Origin of the sequence: Actinophytocola xanthii, assembly GCF_001921205.1 — a bacterium.
GTDB classification, from domain to species: domain Bacteria; phylum Actinomycetota; class Actinomycetes; order Mycobacteriales; family Pseudonocardiaceae; genus Actinophytocola; species Actinophytocola xanthii.
The window spans coordinates 205,153-227,253 of sequence record NZ_MSIE01000004.1; the positions used below are offsets into that span (position 1 = coordinate 205,153).

The following is a 22,101-nucleotide window of genomic DNA, read 5'->3' on the forward strand; positions in this document are numbered from 1 at the left end:
TAAGATACTAGTAGTCTAGTACTTTAAGACGGTCGCGGTATGCCGCGATGGTCCCCGACGAAAGGAGCCTCATGCGCGGCGTCGCACTCGTCACCGCACTCGTCCTGGCCCTGTCCGCCGCACCAGCGGCGGTCGCGGAGCCGGATCCGCCCGCACCGGCGCTGTCCCTGCCCGCGCCCACCGGACGGCATCCGGTGGGCGCCACCTCCCTGCACCTGGACGACACGTCCCGACCCGATCCGTGGGTGCCCACCGAGGACAGCAGGGAGCTGATGGTCACCGTCTTCTACCCGGCGACCACGTCCAACGGGCCGCGCAAGCAGTACATGACCTCGGAGGAGTCACGGATCTACCTCGAGTCGCAGCAGTTCCCCGGGGTGCCGCTGGACGCGCTGAGCACGGTCGAGACGAACGCGGTCGTCGATGCCCGGCCGGCGGCTCGGGAGCACAGCCTGCCGTTGGTCGTGCTCTCGCCGGGCTTCACCAACTCCCGCGCCACGCTCAGCTCGCTGGCCGAGGACCTGGCGAGCCACGGGTACGTGGTCGCGGTGGTGGACCACACCTACGAGAACCGGGCAACCGAGTTCCCCGGTGGCCGGGTGGCCGCCTGCGCCGCCTGCGAGTTCGACCACCTCGACGGGTTCTGGCAGAAGCTGGTGCCCGGTCGGGCGGCCGACGTGTCGTTCGTCCTCGACGAGCTGACCGGCGCGCATCCCGCCTGGCGTGGCGCGCGGCTGATCGACCGGTCGCGGATCGCCATGGCGGGTCACTCGGCGGGCGGCGCGAGCACGAGTCAGGCCATGGTCGCCGAACCCCGCATCAGGGCAGGGATCAACATCGACGGCAGCGTCCACGTCCCGCTCGTCGAGCCCGGACTCTCCCGGCCGTTCATGTTCATGGGCACCATGGACCACTACACGCCCGGTGCTCCCGGCCCCTACGACGACTGGGAGCGCGACTGGCAGCGGTTGACCGGCTGGAAGCGCTGGGTCATGGCGACCGGCACCGCGCACGCGTCGTTCACCGACCTCGGCATGTTCGCCGATCCCTTCGGCGTCGACATCGGGGCGACCATCGACCCGTACCGCGCGTCGGACATCACCCGGGCCTACGTCCGGGCCTTCCTCGACCTGCACCTGCGCGGCAGGCCGCAGCCGCTGATGGCCGGGCCCTCGCGCTGCTACCCGGAGATCACGGTCGTCGGCTGAGCTCTCGCCAGGGGGTGATGGGGTTGGGTGGCCTGTTAGGCTGCCCAACCCTGTCGGAGGGAGGGCGAGTGCAGGAGATCGTGCTACGGCCGGTCGGGTGGGTCGAGTCCACGCTCGTCGACCGGGGCATGGCGCCCCGTCAGGGCGACGAGGGCGCGCCGAACGCGTGGATCGTCTTCCACCAGCGCTACGCCCGCGCCATGCGCGAGCTGGCCGCGGGCCAGGAGGTGCTCGTGCTGACCTGGCTGGACCGGGCCAGCCGGGACGTGCTGGCCGTGCACCCCCGCGACGACAGCTCCCGGCCGGAGACCGGCGTGTTCTCCACCCGCTCCTCCGACCGGCCCAACCCCATCGGCCTGCACCGGGTCCACCTCGTCGCGGTGGAGGGAACCCGTGCCCTGGTCAGGAACCTGGAAGCCCTCGACGGCACCCCGATCCTCGACGTGAAGCCGGTCCTGGGCGAGGAACGCTGAGCGTCAGGAGGACATCCGCTCGCGCAGCGACCTCGGCCGCAGGTCGGTCCAGTGCTCCTCGACGTAGGCGAGGCAGGACTCCCGGCCGGCCGGGCCGTGGACGCTGCGCCAACCGGCGGGCACCTGGGCGAACGAAGGCCACAGGGAGTGCTGCTCCTCGTCGTTGACCAGGACGTGGAAGGTGCCTTCCGGGTCCTCGAACGGATTGGTCATGTGGGGTCCTTCCGCGTGGTGGTGGCGTCGACCAGGATCGCGTGCAGTTCCCGGAGCAGGGCCTGGGCCCTGGCCGGGGTGAACAGGCCGGTTCGGTAGTGCAGGTAGCAGTGGACCGGCCCGTCGGCCACCGGCTCGTAGAACGACAGGGTGAGGTCGGAGCGCGTCGTGCCCGTCGGCACGGCGCTCCCACCGGCCAACGCCGGCAGGTCCGCCTGCTCGTGGTGGACCAGCATCACCTGCGGCGGGGCGTCGAGCAGGTCGGCGAGCGGGATGTCCTGGTGGGCCAGGGCGTCCAGGGTCGTCTCGCGGATCCTGGCCAGCAGCTCGGGGAAGTCCGGATCGCCCGAGGTGTCGGTGCGCAGCACGACCGTGTTGAACAGGCAGCCGACAAGGGGGGCCAGCGCGTCCTCGGCCCGGCCGGCGACCAGCGTCCCGATCGGCAGGTCGGTACCGGCGCCGTGGCGGGTCAGCAGCGTGGCCAGCGCCGCCTGCAGCACCATGAACATGCTGGTGCCCGACGCCGTCGCCAGCGCGTCGATCCCGTGGTGCAGGCGTTCGTCGAGCACCAGCGGCACGGTGCCGGCGGCGTCGCCGGGGAGGACCGGGTCGCGGTCGGTGGGCAGCGACAGCAGGGGCAGGTCGGCCAGCCGCTCGCGCCAGTACCTGGCCTGGTCGTCCGCGACCGCTGCCAGCACCTCGCGGGACCAGGCCGCGTAGTCGGCGTACCCGACCGGCAGCGGCGTCCACACGGGAGCGTCGCCGGCCCGGCGGGCCTCGTAGGCCTGGGTCAGGTCCCGCAGCAGCGGCACCACCGACCACTCGTCGACACCGGCGTAGTGCATGGTCAGCAGGAGGGTGGTGGAGTCGGCCAGCCAGCGGGCGCGCAGCGGCGGTGACACCGCCGGGTCCATCGGCTCGGCGACGAGCTCGGCCACCTCCCCCGAGGCGAGGATCTCGAGCGTCGGCGGGTCGGTCGGGGTCAGCTGCTCCCCGACGGTCGTGCGCAGCGGCTCGTGCCGCTCCACCACGTCCCGCACTGCCGCTGCGAGCGCCTCGACGTCCACATCGGACCAGCGAAGGGCGAAGGCGTGGTCGGCCGTTGTGTGCCCCAGCTGGTTGCGCTGCACGGGAGCCAGCCGGACGGGGCCGTCGTCCGCTCGCGGGGCCAGCACGGGACGTGCCGCCTCGGCGTCGCCGAGCCGTTCGGCGAGCGTGGCGACCGTCGGCGCGTCGAAGACGTCCCGGATCGTCAGGTCCACGTCGAACGCCGTGCGGACCCGGCCGCACAGGCGCATCGCGGCCATCGAGTGACCGCCGAGGCCGAAGAAGTTGTCGTGTACGCCGACCTGGGGCAGCTCCAGCACCTCGGCGAACAGCGCCGCCAGCCGGTGCTCTGTCGGCGTGGTCGGCCGCTCGGCGCCGGTCAGGGCGGACCAGTCCACCTCGGGGAGCGCGGCCCGATCCAGCTTCCCGTTGGGGGTCAACGGAAGCGTGTGCTCCAACGGCACGATCGCGGCCGGCACCATGTGCTCGGGCAGGAACTCCGCGAGGTAGCTCCGCAGCTCCACCGGGTCCACCGCATCCTCGGCCGGCACCGCATACCCGACCAGGCGGGCGACCAAGGTCGACCGGTCGACGAGCACGGCCGATTGCCGGACCGAGGGGTGCCGGGCCATCGTCGCCTCGATCTCGCCCAGCTCGATCCGGAAGCCGCGGATCTTCACCTGGTCGTCCACCCGGCCGAAGAAGTCGAGCACGCCGTCGCGGCGCCACCGCGCGCGGTCGCCGGTGCGGTACATCCGGCTCCCGGGCTGCCCGAAGGGGCAGGCGACGAACCGTTGCGCGGTCAGCCCCCGGCGACCGAGGTAGCCGCGGGCGAGGCCGCGTCCGGCCACGTACAGCTCACCGATGACTCCCGGCGGCACCGGCCGCAGCCGCTCGTCGAGCACGTACACCCGCGTGTTCGGGTCGGGCACGCCGATCGGGACGGCGCCCCGCCACGACGGGTCGGCCGACCAGAGCGTGGAGTTGACCGTTGCCTCGGTCAGCCCGTACGCGGCGAGCACGTTGAGCCGGCCGGCCCAACGCCCGACCAGGTCCGGTGGGACGGTCTCGGTGCCGACCAGGACCGTCGCGTCGGCCGGCAGCACGCAGTCGTCGGGGAGTGCCGACACCAGCGAAGGCGGCAGGATCATGTGCGTGATCCGCTCGCGGGCGAGGAAATCGGTCAGCTCACGGCCGGCCGTGCGGACCTCCTCCGGGGCCAGAACCAGCGTCCCGCCCACGCACAGTGCCATCGTCAGCTCGAACACGGCGACGTCGAAGCCGACCGAGGCGTACTGCAGGACCCGGCTGTCCTCCCGCAGCCGCATGCGGTCCACGGCCGTCGCGGCAAGGGAGGCGATGCCGTCGTGCGGCACCACGACGCCCTTGGGGCGGCCCGTCGATCCGGACGTGTAGATGACGTATGCCGCCGAATCCAAACCAAACGGTCTGTTTTCCGGGGGTGACGCCGGCGCGGACCGGAGGGAGGCGCTCACGTCCGGCGCGTCGAGCAGGACCCTGGCCGCGTCGGTGTCCGGCACCTTGCCGGTCACCGTCTCGGTCGTCAGGACCAGGCGGGCGCGGGCGTCGTCGAGCATGAAGGCGAGCCTGTCGGCCGGGTGGCTGAGGTCCAGCGGCAGGTAGGCCGCACCGAGCTTCACCACCGCCAGGACCGCGGCGACCATGTCCGCCGTGCGCGGCATCGCCAGGCCGACCACGTCCTCGGCTCCGACGCCGTGGCGGTGCAGCAGGTGTGCGATCCGGTTGGACCGCTCGTCGAGCTCGGCGTAGGTCCACGTGGTGCGGCCGTCCACGACGGCCTCCGCGTCCGGTTTGACCGCGACCACGCCGGCGAACAGCTCCGGCATTGTCAGGGCCGGCACCGCACGGTCGGTGACGTTGAAGCCCTCGACCACGTGGTGGCGCTCGGTGTCCGTGCGCAGGTCCACGTCGGACAGCGGGGCGGCCGGGTCGGTGACGACGGCGGCGAGCAGCCGCTGCAGCCGGCCACCGAGGTCGGCAACGGTGTCGGCGTCGAACAGGTCGGTCGCGTACTCCAGCCGGCACTCGATCCGCCCGCTCGACGCGTGCTCGGCGAAGCTGAACACGAGGTCGAACTTGGCGGTCGTGCCGGCGAGCGTCACCGGCTCGAGCGTGAGCCCGCCGAGCTCCGGGACGTCCCAGGCCACGTTGTGGTAGCCCACCATCACCTGGAACAGCGGGTTGCGGGACAGGGAGCGAGTGGGGTTCATCCGCTCCACGACCGACTCGAACGGCACGTCGGCGTTGGAGAACGCGGCCAGGTCGGTCTCCTTCACCTGCCCCACCAGCTCGGCGAACGAGGTCGTGCCCGACACGCTGGTGCGCAGAACCAGCGTGTTCACGAAGAACCCGACCAGCTCGTCCAGCGCGGCGTCGCCACGGCCGGCGATCGGTGCGCCGAGCGGGAGGTCGGCGCCCGCGCCGGTGCGGTACAGCAGTGCCGCGACCGCGGCGTGCAGGAGCATGAACGTGCTCGCGCCAGTCCGCGCCGCCAGCGCACGCAGGCCCGCGCCGACCTCGTCCGGCAGTACGAGGTTCTCCTCGCCGCCGCGGAAGGACGGCCGGGCCGGGCGGGGCCGGTCCGTCGGCAGCTCCAGCTCCTCGGGCGACCCGGCCAGCGTGCGCTCCCAGAACGCGAGCTGGCGGCCGGCGAGGGTGTCCGGGTCGGACCCGTCGCCGAGCAGGCGGCGCTGCCAGAGCGTGTAGTCGGCGTACTGCACCGGCAGAGGCTCCCAGTCCGGCGCCGCGCCGGCGAGCCGGGCGCGGTAGGCGGTGGCCAGGTCACGCAGGAACGGGCGGTCGGACCACTCGTCGGTGGTGATGTGGTGTAGCAGGACCACGACCACGTGGTCGTCCTCGGCGACCCGGGCGAGCGTCACCCGCAGCGGCAGCTCGGTGGCCAGGTCGAACGGGCGGGCGACGGCCGCCTCGACCACGGCCGGCACCTCCTCCTCGCCGACCTCGACCAACTCGACCGGCACCTCCGCGTCCGCCACCACCAGCTGTTCGGGCCGGCCGTCGTGCTCGCGGAAGACCGTGCGCAACGCCTCGTGCCTGGCGGCGACGTCGTCGAGTGCGGCCCGCCACGCGGCCACGTCCAGCGTGCCGCGGAGGCGGAACACCAGCGGGAAGTTGTACGCCGCCGAGACGCCCTCCAGCTGCTGGATGACCCACAGCCGCTGCTGGGCGTGGGAGAGCGGGACCCGCTCCGGACGCGGCGCGACGACCAGCGGCGGCCGGGCGCCGGCGCCGGCGCCCTCCACCCGTCTGGCCAGCTCGGCCACCGTAGGCGCCTCGAACAGGTCGCGGATCGCGAGGTCGACCCGCAGCGCCGCCCGCGCCCGGCTGGCCAGCCTGGTGGCCAGCAGCGAGTGCCCGCCCAGGTCGAAGAACCCGTCGTCGACGCCCACCTCGGGCAGGCCGAGCACCTCGGCGAACAACGCGCACAGGGTCCGCTCGGTCGCGGTGGCCGGCGCTCGCCCCGTAGCGGCGGTGAGCTCGGGCTGGGGCAGTGCCTTGACGTCGAGCTTGCCGTTGACGGTGAGCGGCAGGTGGTCCACCGGGACGATCGCCGCCGGCACCATGTAGTCGGGCAGCCGCTCCCGCAGGTACTCCCGCAGCCCTTCGGCGCTCGGGGCGCCGCCGGGGACGACGTAGCCGACCAGTCGCCGGGCCGGACCGGCGTCGACCGCGACGACGGCCGCCTGCGTGAGGTCGGGGTGGCCCGCCAGCACGGCCTCGATCTCGCCGAGCTCCACCCGGTACCCGCGGATCTTCACCTGGTCGTCGGTGCGGCCGAGGAAGTCCAGGTTCCCGTCCCGCCGCCGGCGGACCAGGTCACCGGTGCGGTACATGCGTGAGCCGGGCTCGCCGTACGGGTCGGCGACGAACCGGTCGGCGGTCAGCCCTGGCCGGTCGTGATAGCCGCGGGCGAGGCCGATCCCGGCGATGTACAGCTCGCCGGGCGCGCCCGGCGGCACCGGCCGCAGCCGGGTGTCCAGCACGTAGCCGCGGGTGTTCCAGATCGGCCGGCCGACGGTGGGCGTCTCGGAGTCCACAGTGGAGGCGCCGAGCGTGTTGATCGTGTACTCGGTTGGCCCGTACAGGTTGTAGCCGTAGGTGCCGTCGGTCTCGCGCAGCCGCCGCCAGACGGCGTCCGGCACGGCCTCGCCGCCGAGCAGCACCAGCGGCGGCACGTGTCCGTCGAGCAGGCCCTCCTCGAACAGCAGCTGGGCGTAGGTCGGCGTGACGTTGACGACGTCGACCCGGTGCGCCGCGCAGTAGGCGACCAGCGCGCTCGCGTCCCTGCGCAGCTCCTCGTCGCACACGTGCACCTCGTGGCCCTCGACCAGCCAGAGCAGCTCCTCCCAGGACATGTCGAAGGCGAAGGACACGGTGTGGGCGATGCGCAGCCGCCGGCCGGCCGCCGCGACGGTGGGACCGAAGATCTCCGCCCGGTGGTTGAGCTGCATGTTGGTCAGCCCCCGGTAGGGGGTGACCACGCCCTTGGGCCGGCCGGTGGACCCGGACGTGTAGATCACGTAGGCGGGGTGGTCGAGCCGGTCGGGCAGGCCGTGCGCGAAGGCGGGCCGTTCGGCGTCGGTGACCTCCGTCGGGCTCAGCGCGTCCAGCTCGGCCAGCACCGCCGGGTCGTCCAGCAGGACGGCGCCCGAGGACAGTGCGGGATCCACTGTGGACATCGAGAGTAGGCATACCGGTGCGGTGTCGGTGACCATCAGGCGCAGCCGCTCCACCGGGTGGTCCAGGTCCAGCGGCAGGTACGCGGCACCGGTGCGGAGCACGGCGAACAGCGCGACGACCATCTCGGCCGAGCGCGGGAGGGCCAGCGCCACGACGGTCTCCGGTGCGGCGCCGCGGGCCAGCAGCAGCCGCGCGAGCCGGTTGATCCTGCCGTCCAGCTCGGCGTAGGTCAGTGCCCGCTCGCCGAAGACCAGCGCGGTGGCCTCCGGCGAGCGGGCGGCCTGTTCGGCCAGCAGGTCGGCGACGGTCAGATCCGGCACCGGGTGCCGGATCGCGTCCCACTCGGCGGTCAGCGCCGCGTGCTCGTCGGGCAGCAGCAGGTCGAGCCGGCCGACCGGGGCGTCCGGGTCGGCAACGAGGCGGTCGAGCAACGCGGTGAAGCGGGTGAGGTAGGCCGCCGCGGTGTCGTCGTCGAACACGTCCGGCCGGTACTCGAGCTTCACCCGCAGCGCCGGGCCGGGCGTGACCACCAGCGTGAGCGGGTAGTGGGTGGCGTCCGCGCCGCTGGCGGCGGTGATGCCGTGCCGCTCGCCGAGCGCGGCGAACCCCTCGGCGTCGACGAAGTTCTGCAGTACGTACAGCGTGTCGAACAGCACCGGGTGGCCGGCCAGCTGCTGGAGCTCACCCAGCCCCAGGTACTCGTGCGGCATCAGCGCGGTCCGCCGGTCCTGGATGCGGCGCAGCAGCCCGGCCACTGTCTCCCGCGGGTCGAGCGAGACCCGCACCGGCACCGTGTTGAGGAACAGGCCGATCGCGCTCTCCACGTTCGGCACCTCGGTCGGGCGCCCCGCGACAGTCGTGCCGAACACGACGTCGTCGCGCCCGGTCGACGCGGCCAACGTCATCGCCCATGCCGCGTTGAGCAGCGTGTTGAGCGTGACCCCGGCCGCGCGGCCGGCCTCCCGCAGCGGTGCCGCGTCGAGCTCGACGTGGTGGCGGCGGGGGATGGCCGGGCGCATGGCCACGTCGGCGCGGCCGACCAGGGTCGGCTCGGCCAACCCGGTCAGTGCCTCCCGCCAGGCCGTCCTGGCCGCCTCGTTGTCCTGTTCGGACAGCCAGGCGAGGTAGTCGCGGTAGCTGCCCGGGGTGGGTAGCCCGGTGGCGTCGCCGCCGCGTTCGTAGAGCGACAACAGCTGGTCGGTGAACCGGCCGTCGGACCAGCCGTCCCACAGGATCATGTGGTGCGTGGTCAGTAGCCGGTCGCCCTCGGGCAGGCGGACCACGGTCATCCGGCACAGCGGCGAGCGGGACAGGTCGAACCGGTGGCTCCGGTCGGCCTCCGCCAGCTCCTCGGCGCGCTCGAGTGCGCGCTCCACGGGCAGCTCGCGCAGGTCGACCTCGTCGACCGGCAGCTCGGGGGTCGCGGCGATGTACTGCACCGGAGCGGGGACCCCGTCGCTGAGGAAACCCGCGCGCAGGCTCGGGTTGCGGGCCAGCAGCGCGCTGGTCGCGGCGCGCAGCCTGGCCAGGTCGAGCCGGTGGTCGAAGTCCATCGCGCTCTGCGCGGTGTAGACGTCCAGCTCGGCGGTGTCGTAGCTGGCGTGGAAGTACAGGCCCTCCTGGAGCGGCGAGAGCGGCCAGATGTCCTCGACCGCGCCGCCGGCCAGCTCGACGACCCGGTCCACGGCCGCCTGGTCGAGCCGGACCAGTGCCAGCTTCGCGGCGCTGAGCCGGCCGGCCGCCTCCGCCAGCTCGCGCACGGCGGCCGACCAGTGGTCGGCGACCGCCCGCACGTCGTGCTCGCCGAGCCGGTCGTCGGACCAGGTCCAGGTCGCCCGCAGCCGCGGCCCGGACGGGGTGTCCGCGCAGACGGTGTCCAGCTGCAGGACGTGGGACATCCCCATGTCCTGGTCGGGCAGGAGCTCGAGCGCGGCGCTCTCCGGCGCCGGCGCCCAGTCCTCCTCGCGGTCGGTCGGGAAGCGGCCGAAGTAGTTGAACAGCACCTGCGCCGGGGGCAGCTGGGCGAGCAGCGGCGCGGCCTGCGCGTTGAGGTAGCGCAGCATGCCGTAGCCGATGCCGTTGTCGGGCGCGGCCCGCAGCGCCTCGCGCACGAGGTCGAGCTGTGCCAAGGGATCCGCTGTGGACCGGAGCCGCACCGGCTGGACGCTGGTGAACCAGCCGACCGTGCGGGACAGGTCGGCCTCGCCCTCGCGGCCGTGCCGCTCGACGTCGACGAGCAGGTCGCCCTCGCCGCGCCAGCGGGTCACCGCCAGCCGCAGTGCCGTCAGCAACACCTCCTGCGGCTCACCGCCGCGCAGCAGCGGCTCGGTGTCTTTTGTGGACAGCTCGAGGACGTGCCGGCGGGTGTCCCGGACGAGCCCGGGCCGGGCGCCGGGAACCAGGTCGGCGCCGGGCGCGAGGGTCTCGGTCCAGTGGGCCAGCTCGGTGAGCCGGTGCGGTGCCTGCGCCTGCTCGGCGACGTCGCGGGCGAAGCGGCGCAGCGAGGTCGGCACCGGGTCGAGCTCGGCGCCGGCCCAGGCCGTCGCGAGGTCGGTGAACAGGATGCGCCAGGACACCCCGTCGACGACGAGGTGGTGGGCCGCGACCAGCAGCCGGCCCGGGTGCTCGCCCGCGTCGAACCACACGAACCGGAGCATCGTGCCGTCCTCGGGCGCGAGCTCGCCGGCGGCGGTCTCGGCGGCTTCGGCGATCGTGGTGCGCAGCTCGTCGGGGGAGAGCCCGCGCACGTCCACCCGGCGCAGTTCGACGGACACCGCGGGCAGGGCCTCCAGCGACCAGAGCACCGGCGCGATCCTGGTCAGCTTGAGGCGCAGGCCGTCGTGCCGCTCCACGACCGCGCGCAGCACCGCGGTCAGCCGTTCCTCGCTGGCCCCCGCGGGGGTCCGCAGGAGCATCGGGAGGGTGAACCGGTCGATCGGGCCGCCCCGCTCGCGCAGATGGTGCACGATCGGCAGCAGCGGAATGTCGCCGACCCCGTCCCGGTCGCCCTCGGCGACCGGCGTCACCGCGGTGGGGTCCGCCGTCGCGGCCAGTGCGGCGAGCGCGGCCGGGGTCCGATGGGTGAACACGTCCTTGGGGCCGACGTCCACACCGGCCGCGCGTGCCCGTCCGGAGACCGTGATCGAGAGGATGCTGTCGCCGCCGAGGGTGAAGAAATCCTCGTCCGCGCCGACCCGCTCCACTTTGAGCACCTCGGCGAAGATCTCGCAGAGCAGGCGCTCCCGCTCGTCACGCGGGTCGCGGACGGGAGCGCGCCCGGTCTCGGGGGCGGGGAGCGCCGCACGGTCGACCTTCCCGCTGCGGGTGAGCGGCATGGCCTCCAGCCGGACGAGCGCGTCGGGAACCAGCGGGGCCGGCACGGTCGCGGCCAGTGCGGCCAGCACCGCCTCGGCGTCCACGGTCGCCGGGGTCACGTAGCCGACCAACCGGGTGGCGCCGGGACCGTCGGTACGGGCGAGCGCGGCGGCGGCGGTGACCCCGGGCTGGGCGGCCAGCCGGGCCTCGACCTCACCGAGCTCCACCCGGTTGCCCCGGATCTTGACCTGGCGGTCCACCCGGCCCACGTACTCCAGCGCACCGTTCGCCAGCCGCCGCACCAGGTCGCCGGTGCGGTACATGCGCTCGCCGGAGGGCCCGAACGGGTCGGCGACGAACCGCTCGGCGGTCAGGTCCGGCCGGCCGTGGTAGCCGTGGGCCAGCTGCGCGCCGGCGACGTACAGCTCGCCGGGCAGTCCCACCGGCACCGGCCGCAGGTAGCCGTCCAGCACGTGGAGGCGTGTGTTGGCTACCGGGTGTCCGATCGGGACGGTTCCGTCCTGGTCCTCGTCGTGCCCGGACTCCCACCAGGAAACCAGGACCGTAGTCTCGGTGGGACCGTAGACGTTGTACAGCGCCACGTCCGTGGCCGCCCAGCGCCGGGCCACGGCGCCGGTCATGGCCTCGCCGCCGCTGAACACGCGGCGCAGGCCCGAGGCGTGCACGCCGGCGTCGAGGAGTGCGGGCAGCATCGACGCCACGGTCATCAGCGTCGTGACCCCGTGCTCCCGAATCAGGGCGACCAGTTCGGCGGGATCGCGGTGGGCGTCGGGAGGGGCGACGACGACCGCCCCGCCGACGGTCAGCGGCCAGAGCAACTCGGCCATGGAGGGGTCGAAGCTCACCGAGACCTGGTGCAGCAGTCGGTCCCGCTGGCCGAGGCCGAACTCGGCGTGCAGCCAGGTGAGCAGGTTGACCAGTGCCCGGTGCGGGACCGGGACACCCTTGGGCCGGCCGGTGGAGCCGGAGGTGAAGATCAGGTACGCGGCGCCGTCCCGGTCCACCCGCGCCCGCCGCGGCGAGGGCGTTCCGCCCCGGGCGGCCAGCACGTCGGGCCCGGTGAGCACGGTCACCGCACCCGCGTCGGCCACCATCAGCTCGCGCCGCGCGGCCGGGTAGTCCACATCCACCGGCAGGTACACCGCGCCCGCCTCGAGCACGCCGAGCAGTGCCACGACCAGCTCGACCGAGCGCGGCACCGAGACCGCGACGACCTCGCCCGGACGGGCCGGCAACGCCGCGGCGAGGGCCCGTGCCCAGTCCCGCAGCTCGCGGTAGGTGAGCCGCTCGGCGCCGATCACCGCGACCGCGTCCGGGGTGCGGGCGACCTGCGCGTCGAACAGGTCGAGGACCGTCTCGCCCGCCGGCTCGAGCACCGGGCCGGCCAGCACCGGGTCGGCCGGGTAGGTGTCGAGGTGGGCCACCGGCCGGTCGGGGTCGCTGGCCAGCCCGGTGAGCACGTGCTCGAGCCAGTCGCGGATCCGCCCGACCTCGGCCTCGCCCAGTCGGGCGCTGTCGTACTCGAGGTGGACCCGCAGGCGCGCGCCGGGCAGCACGATCAGCGAGAGCGGGTAGTGCGCGGTGCCGAACCCGGTCACCCCGGCCACCTCGACCGTCCCGGCGGGATCGGTGCGGCGGGCGTCGACCGGGTAGTTCTCGAACACCACGAGCGTGTCGAACAGCTCGGGCAGGCCGGCCATCCGGTGCAGCTCGGGCAGCCGCACGGTGTCGTGGGCGAGCAGCTCGGCCTGGCTGTCCTGCAGGGCCGCCAGCGCGTCGGCCACCGGCTGGTCCGGCCGCCACCGCATGCGCACCGGCAGGGTGTTGGCGAACAGGCCGATCATGCCTGCCACACCGTCTACATCGGAGGACCGCCCGGACGTCGTTGTGCCGAACACCACGTCCTGGCGTCCGGTCAGCCGGCCCAGCAGCAGACCCCATGCGCCCTGGACGACGGTGCTCAGCGTGAGGTCGCGTTCCCGGGCGCGGGTGGCCAGGCGGGCCGTGACGTCCTCGGCGAGCACGAGCTCGAGGTGCGCCGGGCGGGGACGAGTGGCGGGTGCCGTGCCCGGTAGCAGCGTCGGCTCCTCCACATCGGACAAGGCGGCTCGCCATACCTCGCGCGCCTGCTCGTGGTCGCGGGTGGCGAGCCACTCGTGGTACTCGCGATAGGAGGTGACCGGCGGCAGCTGGGGGAGCTCGCCGCCGGGTGTGTAGTGGGCGAGGACCTCGTGCACGGTCAGCGGTGCCGACCACCCGTCGGTGGCGATGTGGTGCAGGGTGAGCACCAGCCAGCTCCGCCCGGTACCGCGCACCAGCGCGGCCCGCAGCATCGGCGGCCGCGCGAGGTCGACTCCCGCCGCACGCTCCTCGGCGGCCACCCGCTCCGCCTCGCCGCCGACCTCGCGCCAGGGCAGCGCCACGCGCTCGGCGACCACCTGGACCGTACGGCCGTCGGGGAGCTGGCGGAACGACGCCCGCAGCGGCGCGTGCCGGTCGAGGACGGCCTGGACGGCCCGGCGCAGCGCTGCCGGGTCGACCTCGCCGCGCAGCTCGACGGTCTGCTGGACGACGTAGCTGTCGTGCTCGTCGAACTGGGCGTGGAAGAAGAAGCCCTCCTGCAGCGGTCCGGCCGGCAGCACGTCGGCGACCCCCGAGCCGAGCTCGTCGACCTGCGCCTGGTCCATCGGCACCAGCGGGAAGTCGGACGGGGTGTGTCCGCCGCCCTCGACGGTGGCCAGCTCCCGCAGGGACTCGCGCCACAGCGACGCGAACCGGCGCACCTGCGCCTCCTCGATTGCCCCGGAGGGCCAGGTGATCGTCGCGGTCAGGACCGGTCCGTCGGTCCCGTCGCGGACGAGCGCGTCGACCTCGAGCAGGTGGTCGAACGGCATGCGCGGGTCCTTCGCCGCGCCGAGTACGTCAGCCGCGGGGTCGGGCGCCCAGTCGGCGCCGTCCCCGGCGGCGAACCGGCCGAGGTAGTTGAACAGCAGCTCCGGTGCCGGCGCGCCGATCCGCCCCCGGACCAGGCCGTAGCCGATCCCGTTGTCCGGCAGGGCACGCAGCCCTTCCTTGACGGCCTTGACCGTGCCGTCCGGATCGCCGGCCACCGGCCGCAGGCGGACCGGGAAGGTGCTGGTGAACCAGCCGACGGTGCGGGACAGGTCGGTGTCCGGCACCACCTGCTCCTCCCGCCCGTGGCCCTCCAGCTCGACCAGGGCCTCGCTGCCGCCGCGCCACCGGATGACCGCGGTCGCCAGCCCGGCGAGGAGGATGTCGTTGACCGAGCCGTGGTACGCGGCCGGGCGGGTGGTCAGCAGCGGCACGGTGAGCTCGGGCGGCAGCGTCACCGTGAGCGTGGCGGCGGTGGCCGCGGTGTCGGTACGGGGATCCAGCGCCCGGTTCCCCAGTGGACGGACGTCGGCGGCGAGCTGTTCCCGCCACAGCGGGAGCTCCGCCGCCCGGTCGACGGTGGCCAGTCGCTCCGCCCAGGTCCGGAACGAGGTCGGGACGGGCCTGGGCGGCCGGCCGGCAGCGATCGCGGCCAGGTCCTCGAGCATCACCCGCCACGAGACGCCGTCCACGACCAGGTGGTGTGCGACGAGCAGGAGCCGTCGGTCGGTGGGGAACCACACCGCGCGCAGCATCCGTCCCTCGCGCGGTGCGAGACGGGCGGCGGCCAGCCGGGTCTGCTCGAGCGGGTCCGCGCCGGTGTCGCCCCGCTCGACCAACCCGGCCGCCGGCACGGTTCCCACCGGGGGGATCTCGAGCGTCCACTCGGGACCCAGTCGGGCACGGAGGAGGTCGTGGTGGTCCACCAGCCGTTGCAGCACCGACTCGAGCCGGTCGCCGTCCAGGTCCGCTGGTACCCGCAGCAGGACCGACTGGTGGAACGCGTCGACCGGGGAGCCGAGCTCGCGCAGCCACCGGATGATCGGCGTCGGGGGCGCGCTCCCGACGCCGAGGTCGTGCGTCGCCGGCCGTGCGCCGTCGCGCCGCCCGGCGACCGCGGCCAGGGCGGCGACCGTGCGGTGGCGGAACACGTCCCGCGGCGTGACCACCAGACCCGCCGCGCGAGCCCGGCCAACGAGCTGGATCGCGACAATGCTGTCGCCACCGAGTTCGAAGAAGCTGTCCAGCACGCCGACCGAGGGCAGCCCCAGCACCTCGGCGAAGACCTCGGCGAGCACCCGCTCCGCCTCGGAGGTCGGCGCGGCGTCCCCGGTCAGCGCCGCCCAGTCCGGCTCGGGTAGTGCCCGGGTGTCGAGCTTTCCGTTGGGTGTCAACGGGAGCCGGTCCGGCACGGCGACGACCGCCGCGGGTACCAGGTACTCCGGCAGCTCCTCGGCGATCCGGGCGCGGACCGCCGCCGGGTCCACCGTGGAGCCGTCGGTGGCCGTCACGTACGCGACCAGCCGCAGCCCACCGCGTTGGTCTGGTCGAGCCAGTACGGCCGCCTGCGCGACCTCGGGCCGGCGCAGCAGCGCGCTCTCCACCTCGCCGGGCTCGACGCGGTGGCCGCGGATCTTGACCTGGCTGTCGGTGCGGCCGAGGAACTCGAGGTTGCCGTCCGTGCGCCACCGCACCCGGTCACCGGTGCGGTACATCCGGGCGCCCGGCGGGCCGAACGGGTCGGCGACGAACCGCTGCGCGGTCAGAGCGTGCCGGCCGCGATAACCCCTGGCCAGGCCGCGGCCGCCGACGTACAGCTCGCCGACCACGCCCACCCCCACCCGGCGCAGCGAGGAGTCCAGCACGTACAGGCGGGTGTTCGGGTCGGGCCCGCCGATCGGCACCGGGCCGGTCCAGTCCGGCTCGGCGAGCCAGAGCGTGGAGTTCACCGTCGCCTCGGTCAGCCCGTAGGCCACCACGACCCGCAGCGCCGGCGTCCAGCGCGCGACCAGCTCGGCCGGTACCGACTCGGTGCCGACGACCAGCACGGCCCCGTCGGGCAGTCGGCAGGCCGGCGGCAGCGCGGCCACCAGCGACGGCGGCAGGATCATGTGTGTGACGCCGTGCTCGCGCAGGTAGTCGGTGAGCTCCGGACCGGCGACCCGGCGCTGCTCCGGCACGAGCACGACCCGTGCCCCGGTGCCGAGCGACATGCACAGGTCCCAGACGGCCACGTCGAAACCGACCGAGGCGAACTGGGCGACCCGGCTCGACGCAAAGACCCCGAGACGTCGCACCGCCGTCGCGATCAGGCTGCCGACCCCCTCGTGGGTGACCACGACGCCCTTGGGGCGACCGGTGGACCCGGACGTGTAGATCACGTACGCCGCCGCGTCGAGCGGGACCTGCCGACGCGGGTCGGACGACGGGTGGGCGGAGCTGTCGACCCGGTCGAGCAGCAGGGCGGGGCCGGGGACCTCGCCGGCAAGCTCGGAGGTGGTGAGCACGAGACGGGCCCGCGCGTCGGACACCATGTACGCCAGGCGGTCGCCCGGGTGGTCCGGATCGAGCGGCAGGTACGCCGCACCGGCCTTGAGCACGGCGAGCAGCGCGACGACCAGGTCCGGTGTCCGGGGCAGCGCGACGGCCACGACGTCCTCGGCCCCGACGCCGTTGGCGATCAGCAGGTGCGCCAGCCGGTTCGCCGCGGCGTCCAGCTCCGCGTAGCGCAGCGAGGTCGACTCGCAGACCAGCGCCACCGCGTCCGGCGTGCGGCGGACCTGCCGGGCGAACGCCTCGGGCCAGGTCACCTCGTCGACCTCGAGCGGGTCCTCGCCGAACGAGGCCAGCCTGGCCAGCTCGGCGGCCGGCACGAGCTGGACATCGCCGAGCGTGATGTCCGGTGTGGACACAAGAGCGTCCAGGACGGCGAGCAGGCCCTGCTCGTGCACGGCCAGCTCGGCCTGCCCGCACACGCTCGCGTCCGCGATCAGGTCGAGGTAGGTCGTCCCGCCCGGCTGGTCGAAGACGTTGACCGTGAGGTCGGTCACCGGACCTGGCCACACGTCGCAGTAGGTCGCGGTCGCGGACCCGAAGTCGAGGTCGGCCGCGAACCCGACGACGTTCACCGTGGGTCCGACCAGCCGTCCCTGCTCGTCGCCCACACCGCCTTCGCGGGCCAGCTCCTCGGCGCGGAAACGGCTGTGCGGCAGGACTTCGCGCACCTCACCGGCGACGGTGGCGAGCAGCGCGGTCAACGGTTCCCTGGCCGAGGCACGCACGTGCAGCGGCAGCACGTTCGAGGCCATGCCGGGCACGCCCCGGCTGACCGCGTCGACGCGCCCGGTCATCGGCAGCCCGAGCACGACCTCGCCGGCGCCGGTCGTCCGCGAGACGTAGCCGGCGACGGCGGCGACCATCACCCGGGAGGGCCGCACCTCCGCGCGCTTCGCGAACTCCCGTACTCCCGCCGCGCGGGTGGTGTCGAGCACGACCCGGCGCCGCTCGATCCGGGTGGGCGGCTCGGTCGCGGCGTCCAGCAGGCGCGCCGGCTCCGTCCCGTTCGCGAGGCGGTCGAGCCACCAGGCGCGGTCCTCGGCGTAGGGCTCGCCGGCGCGGTAGTCCTGCTCGGCCCCGACCAGCCCCGCCAACCCCCAGTCCACATCGGACGGGACGGTGCCGGTGCAGACGGCGGCGACCCGCTTGGTGAGCAGGGCGATACCGACGGCGTCGATCACGATGTGGTGGTAGCGCTGGTACCACCAGACGCGGTCCGGGCCGAGCCGGAGGAGCGCGTGCCGGTGGAGAGGGCCGGCGGCCAGGTCCATCGGCCGCGCTCGGTCGGCGAGCATCCACTCCATCGCCGCGGCGGCCGGGTCGGGCTCCTCGCGCAGATCCAGGACGTCGACCGGGACCGCCCGCGGTGGCACGGGAACCTGTACCGGTGCGCCCTCGCGCACCTCGAACCGCACGTGCAGGCACTCGGCCTCGGCCAGGGCGGCCTCGACCGCGGAGCGGAGCCGGTGGAGGTCGAGCGGCCCCCGGAGCTCGATGTAGGCGGCGATGTTGAACGCCGTCGTGTCGGGCTCGATCTGCTGTGCGTACCAGACGCCGGCCTGTGCGCCGGTGAGCGGCAGCCCCATCACGACCGGTCGAGCAGCGGCACGAGCTCGTCGATGGCGTAGGGGATGCTCAGCACGGTGTTGAACGACAGTGCGGCGCCGATCGGCGGGTCCGAGTAGGGCAGGAAGACGGCCCGGTTCTCCTTGGCCACCGCCAGGCCCTGGAAGACGGGGTCGGCCTTGACCCGTGCCTCGGCGGTGGGGTCGGCGGCCAGGAACAGCAGCAGGTCGGTGTCGATCAGGTCGCCGCGTTCGCTGGAGACGTCCGCGGCGTTGCTCACACCGGCGGCCTCGTTGATGGCGTCCGGCACCACGAAGCCCATCTCAATCATGAAGGCCGCCTTCGGGTCGGTCTTCTGGAAGATCGCGTACTTGCCCGCCTGGTAGGGGTCGGCCACGGCGACCGTCCTGCCCTCCCAGTCCGGGTGCTCCTCGCGCACGGCCGCGAACCTGCCGTCGATCTCGTCGATCAGCCGCTCGGCCTCGTCGGCCTTGCCCAGCGCGCGCCCGGTCATCCTGGTCATCTCCTGCCAGGGGGCGCCGTAGTCCGCGAAGTCCTTGGGCTGCCCGACGACCGGCGCGATCTTGGACAGCTCGTCGTACTGCTCCTGGGTCATCCCCGAGTAGAGCGCGAGGATCAGGTCCGGCTGGAGGCCGAGGATCTTCTCCAGGTTGAAGTCGTCCCGCTCGCCGACGATCTCCGGGGTGTTCGCACCCCACAGGTCCTTGGTCCACGGCCAGAGGCCGTAGGGCCGCTCCTTGAACCAGTCCACGGCACCGACCGGCTTGACCCCCAGTGCCAGCACGGCGTCCTGATCGGACAGTCCCAGCGTGACGACCTTCGCCGGCTCCTCGGTGATCTCGGTGCTGCCGTACTTGTGCTCGATCGAGACCGGGAACGCCGCGCCCTCCTCGGTCCGACTGCCGCTCGGCGACGGGTCCTTCGCGGCCTCGTCCACCCCGCAGCCGGCGAGTAACAGCACCAGGACGAGCGGACAGAGCGTGCGCAGCAGAGACATGACTCCCTCGATCGGTCGCACCGGTGGAACTTTAAGTTAGGCGAACCTTACCGCACGTGGCGGCTATGAGGTATACCTATCCTAAGTTGGCCGAGTAGGGTGAGCCGCATGGTCGAGACCTCCGCGGCTACTCCCGCGCGCCCGCGCCGCACCCCGGCGCTGCGGCGACGGCTGCTGCTGGTGGTCTCCCTCGGCGTGCTGCTCGTGCTGTGCGTGTTGTCGCTGGCGATCGGTACCCGCGACGTGCCGCCGGCAGAGATCCTCGCGGCGTTGTTCGGCGACGGCGCACCGGATGTCGAGGCGCTGGTCTGGGGGGCTCGGCTGCCCAGGACGCTGGTCGCGTTGCTGGTGGGGGTCTCGCTCGGGCTCGCCGGCGCGGTCATGCAGGCGCTGACCCGCAACCCGCTCGGCGACCCGGGTCTGCTCGGGATCAGCGGGGGAGCGGCGTTCGGCATCGTGATCGCGGTGATCGCAACGGGGGTCAGCTCGTTCTACGGCTACCTCGGTGCCGCGCTCGTCGGGGCGCTGGTCGCCAGTGCCGTGGTCTACGCGCTCGGCAGCGCCGGGCGCGGCGGTGCCACGCCGGTCAAGCTCGCCCTTGCCGGGGTGGCCGTCACGGCGATGCTGTCCTCGCTCACCTCCGGACTGACCCTGGTCCACCCCGAGGCGCTCAACCGCTACCGCTTCTGGGCGGCCGGGTCGCTGGCCGGTCAGGACGCCGGGGTGTTCTGGCGGGTGCTGCCGTTCGTGCTGGTCGGGGTGGTGCTCGCGCTGGCCTCGGCCGGCGCGCTGAACAGCATCGCGCTCGGCGACGAGGTGGCCGTCGCACTCGGCCGCCGGATCGGGCTGGTCCGGGCGCAGGGCGTCGTGACGATCACCCTGCTCACCGGCGCCGCGGTGGCGGTGGTCGGGCCGATCGTGTTCCTGGGGATGGTGGTGCCGCACCTGGCCCGGGCGATCAGCGGTCCCGACCAGCGCTGGCTGATGCCGTTCGCGATGGTGCTCGCGCCGGTCCTGCTGCTGGCGGCCGACCTCGTGGGCCGGGTCATCGCCCGCCCGGGGGAGACCGAGGTGGGCATCGTCGTCGCCTTCGTCGGTGCCCCGTTCTTCGTCGCGCTGGTCCGCCGGCGCCGGCTGGCGGAGCTCTAGTGCCCACGCCCACCCTGCGAAGAGCCACCTTCCGACTGGCCGTGCCGCCGGTCTCCGGCGTGCTGCGACCGCGCGGGATCGCGGTCTGCCTGGTGCTGCTCGGCGCCGGGTTCCTCCTGTTCTGCCTGGGCATGACGATCGGCGACTACCGGCTGAGCCTGGGCGAGGTCGCGGCGGCGCTGGTGAGCCGGGGCGACTACTACGACCAGGTGGTGGTCTACGACTGGCGCATGCCGCGCGCGTTGGTGGGCCTGCTGGTCGGCGTCGCGTTCGGCATGTCCGGGGCCCTGTTCCAGACCATCACCCGCAACCCGCTGGCGAGCCCCGACGTCATCGGCATCTCGGCCGGCGCAACCGTGGCGGTGGTCGGCGGGATCGTGCTCGGCATCGGCGCCGGACTCGGCACCCAGACTCTGGGGCTGGTCGGCGGCCTCGGCTCGGCGCTGCTGATCTACCTGCTCGCCTGGCGGCGCGGCACGACCGGGTACCGCATCGTGCTCGTGGGGATCGGGATCAGCTGGATGTGCACCTCGGCGACCAGCTACCTGCTGGCCAGGGCGCAGCTGCACGACGCGCAGGCGGCCGCCGGCTGGCTGGTCGGCAACCTCAACGACGTCACCTGGAGCCATGCGGTGCCGCTGCTCGGGCCGACGGCGGTGCTCGTGCCGACCGCGCTGGTGCTCGCCGGTTGGCTGCGCACGCTGAGCCTCGGCGACGACGTCGCCATCGGCCTCGGCACGCCGGTACAGCTGGCCAGGCTCGTCCTGCTGCTGCTGGGGGTCGGCCTCATCACGTTCGGGACGGCGGCCGCGGGGCCGGTGGCCTTCGTCGCGCTCGCCGCACCGCAGATCGCCCGGCGCCTGGTCGGCCAGCCCACCCCGCCGCTGCTCGCCTCGGCGCTCACCGGCGCGGTGGTCGTGCTCGGCAGTGACCTGGTCGCCAGGACTCTGGTGCCCGAGACCCAGCTGCCGGTCGGCGTCGTCACCGGCGTGCTGGGCGCCCCGTTCCTGCTCTGGCTGCTGACCAGGGCCAACCGAGTCGGCTCCGGAGGGTGATGTGAGCGAGTTGCGCGCCGAGCACCTGCGCCTGGCCTACGAGGACCGGGTCGTCGTGGACGACCTGTCGGTGCTGGTCCCGCCGGGCCGGATCACCGTCGTCGTCGGCCCCAACGCCTGCGGCAAGTCGACGCTGCTGCGGGCGATGGCGCGGCTGCTGACCCCGCGCTCGGGTGCGGTGCTCCTGGACGGGCGCTCGGTGCACGGGATGCCCACCCGCCAGGTGGCCCGGCAGCTGGGCATCCTCCCGCAGTCCCCGGTGGCGCCGGAGGGCCTGACCGTGATCGACTTGGTCACCCGCGGCCGGTCCCCGCACCAGAGCTGGTGGCGGCAGTGGTCGGCCACCGACGAGACCGCCGTGGGCGAGGCGTTGCGGGCCACCGGTCTCACCGAGCTGGCCGACCGGCCCGTCGACGAGCTCTCCGGGGGCCAGCGCCAGCGGGCCTGGATCGCCATGGCGATTGCCCAGGAGACCCCGATCCTCCTGCTCGACGAGCCGACGACGTTCCTCGACCTCGCCCACCAGATCGACGTGCTCGACCTTGTCGTCGACCTCAACCGGCGGGAGGACCGGACGGTGGTGATGGTGCTGCACGACCTCAACCAGGCCTGCCGCTACGCCGACCACATGATCGCGATGAAGGCGGGCCGGATCGTCACCCAGGGCGCCCCGGCGGAGGTGATCTCGCCCGAGGTGGTGTCCGAGGTGTTCGACGTTCGGTGCCAGATCGCCAGCGACCCGGTGAGCGGCACCCCGCTGGTCATCCCGACCGGGCGGCACCACTCGCCGCAACCGGCAGCGTAGATATGTTCCATATGGACGGTCAGCGGCCTCTGCTTGACCG

Annotated in this window: 8 protein-coding genes; 5 read left to right on the forward strand and 3 right to left on the reverse strand. The window is 73.7% G+C overall.

Going from position 1 to position 22,101, the window contains the following annotated elements:
• Positions 1-71: 71 nt before the first annotated feature.
• A complete protein-coding gene (locus tag BU204_RS04070) occupies positions 72-1,208 on the forward strand; it encodes an alpha/beta hydrolase family protein (protein WP_075124155.1) in 1,137 nt (378 codons plus the stop codon).
• A 68-nt stretch (positions 1,209-1,276) separates the two neighbouring features.
• A complete protein-coding gene (tsaA, locus tag BU204_RS04075) occupies positions 1,277-1,681 on the forward strand; it encodes a tRNA (N6-threonylcarbamoyladenosine(37)-N6)-methyltransferase TrmO (protein ID WP_075124156.1) in 405 nt (134 codons plus the stop codon).
• Positions 1,682-1,684: 3 nt separating this feature from the next.
• Here the strand turns inward: tsaA and BU204_RS04080 are convergent, their stop codons facing one another.
• Genes BU204_RS04080 through BU204_RS04090 form a run of 3 tightly spaced genes read right to left on the reverse strand, consistent with a single transcriptional unit; the run spans position 1,685 to position 19,052 of the window.
• A complete protein-coding gene (locus tag BU204_RS04080) occupies positions 1,685-1,894 on the reverse strand; it encodes an MbtH family protein (RefSeq protein ID WP_075124157.1) in 210 nt (69 codons plus the stop codon).
• A complete protein-coding gene (locus tag BU204_RS04085) occupies positions 1,891-18,054 on the reverse strand; it encodes a non-ribosomal peptide synthetase (protein ID WP_075124158.1) in 16,164 nt (5,387 codons plus the stop codon). The genes BU204_RS04080 and BU204_RS04085 overlap by 4 nt, the downstream gene beginning before the upstream one ends.
• Positions 18,054-19,052 (reverse strand): iron-siderophore ABC transporter substrate-binding protein, encoded by a 999-nt coding sequence (locus BU204_RS04090; RefSeq protein ID WP_075124159.1) that lies wholly within the window; start codon positions 19,050-19,052, stop codon positions 18,054-18,056. The genes BU204_RS04085 and BU204_RS04090 overlap by 1 nt, the downstream gene beginning before the upstream one ends.
• 108 nt (positions 19,053-19,160) lie before the next feature.
• Between BU204_RS04090 and BU204_RS04095 the strand changes: the two genes are divergently transcribed.
• Genes BU204_RS04095 through BU204_RS04105 form a run of 3 tightly spaced genes read left to right on the forward strand, consistent with a single transcriptional unit; the run spans position 19,161 to position 22,061 of the window.
• Complete coding sequence (locus BU204_RS04095; RefSeq protein WP_083660977.1) at positions 19,161-20,201, forward strand: FecCD family ABC transporter permease; 1,041 nt, start codon at positions 19,161-19,163, stop codon at positions 20,199-20,201.
• A complete protein-coding gene (locus BU204_RS04100) occupies positions 20,201-21,256 on the forward strand; it encodes a FecCD family ABC transporter permease (protein WP_075124160.1) in 1,056 nt (351 codons plus the stop codon). Before BU204_RS04095 ends, BU204_RS04100 begins: the two co-directional genes overlap by 1 nt.
• 1 nt (position 21,257) lies before the next feature.
• Positions 21,258-22,061 (forward strand): ABC transporter ATP-binding protein, encoded by an 804-nt coding sequence (locus tag BU204_RS04105; protein ID WP_075124161.1) that lies wholly within the window; start codon positions 21,258-21,260, stop codon positions 22,059-22,061.
• Positions 22,062-22,101: the final 40 nt, after the last annotated feature.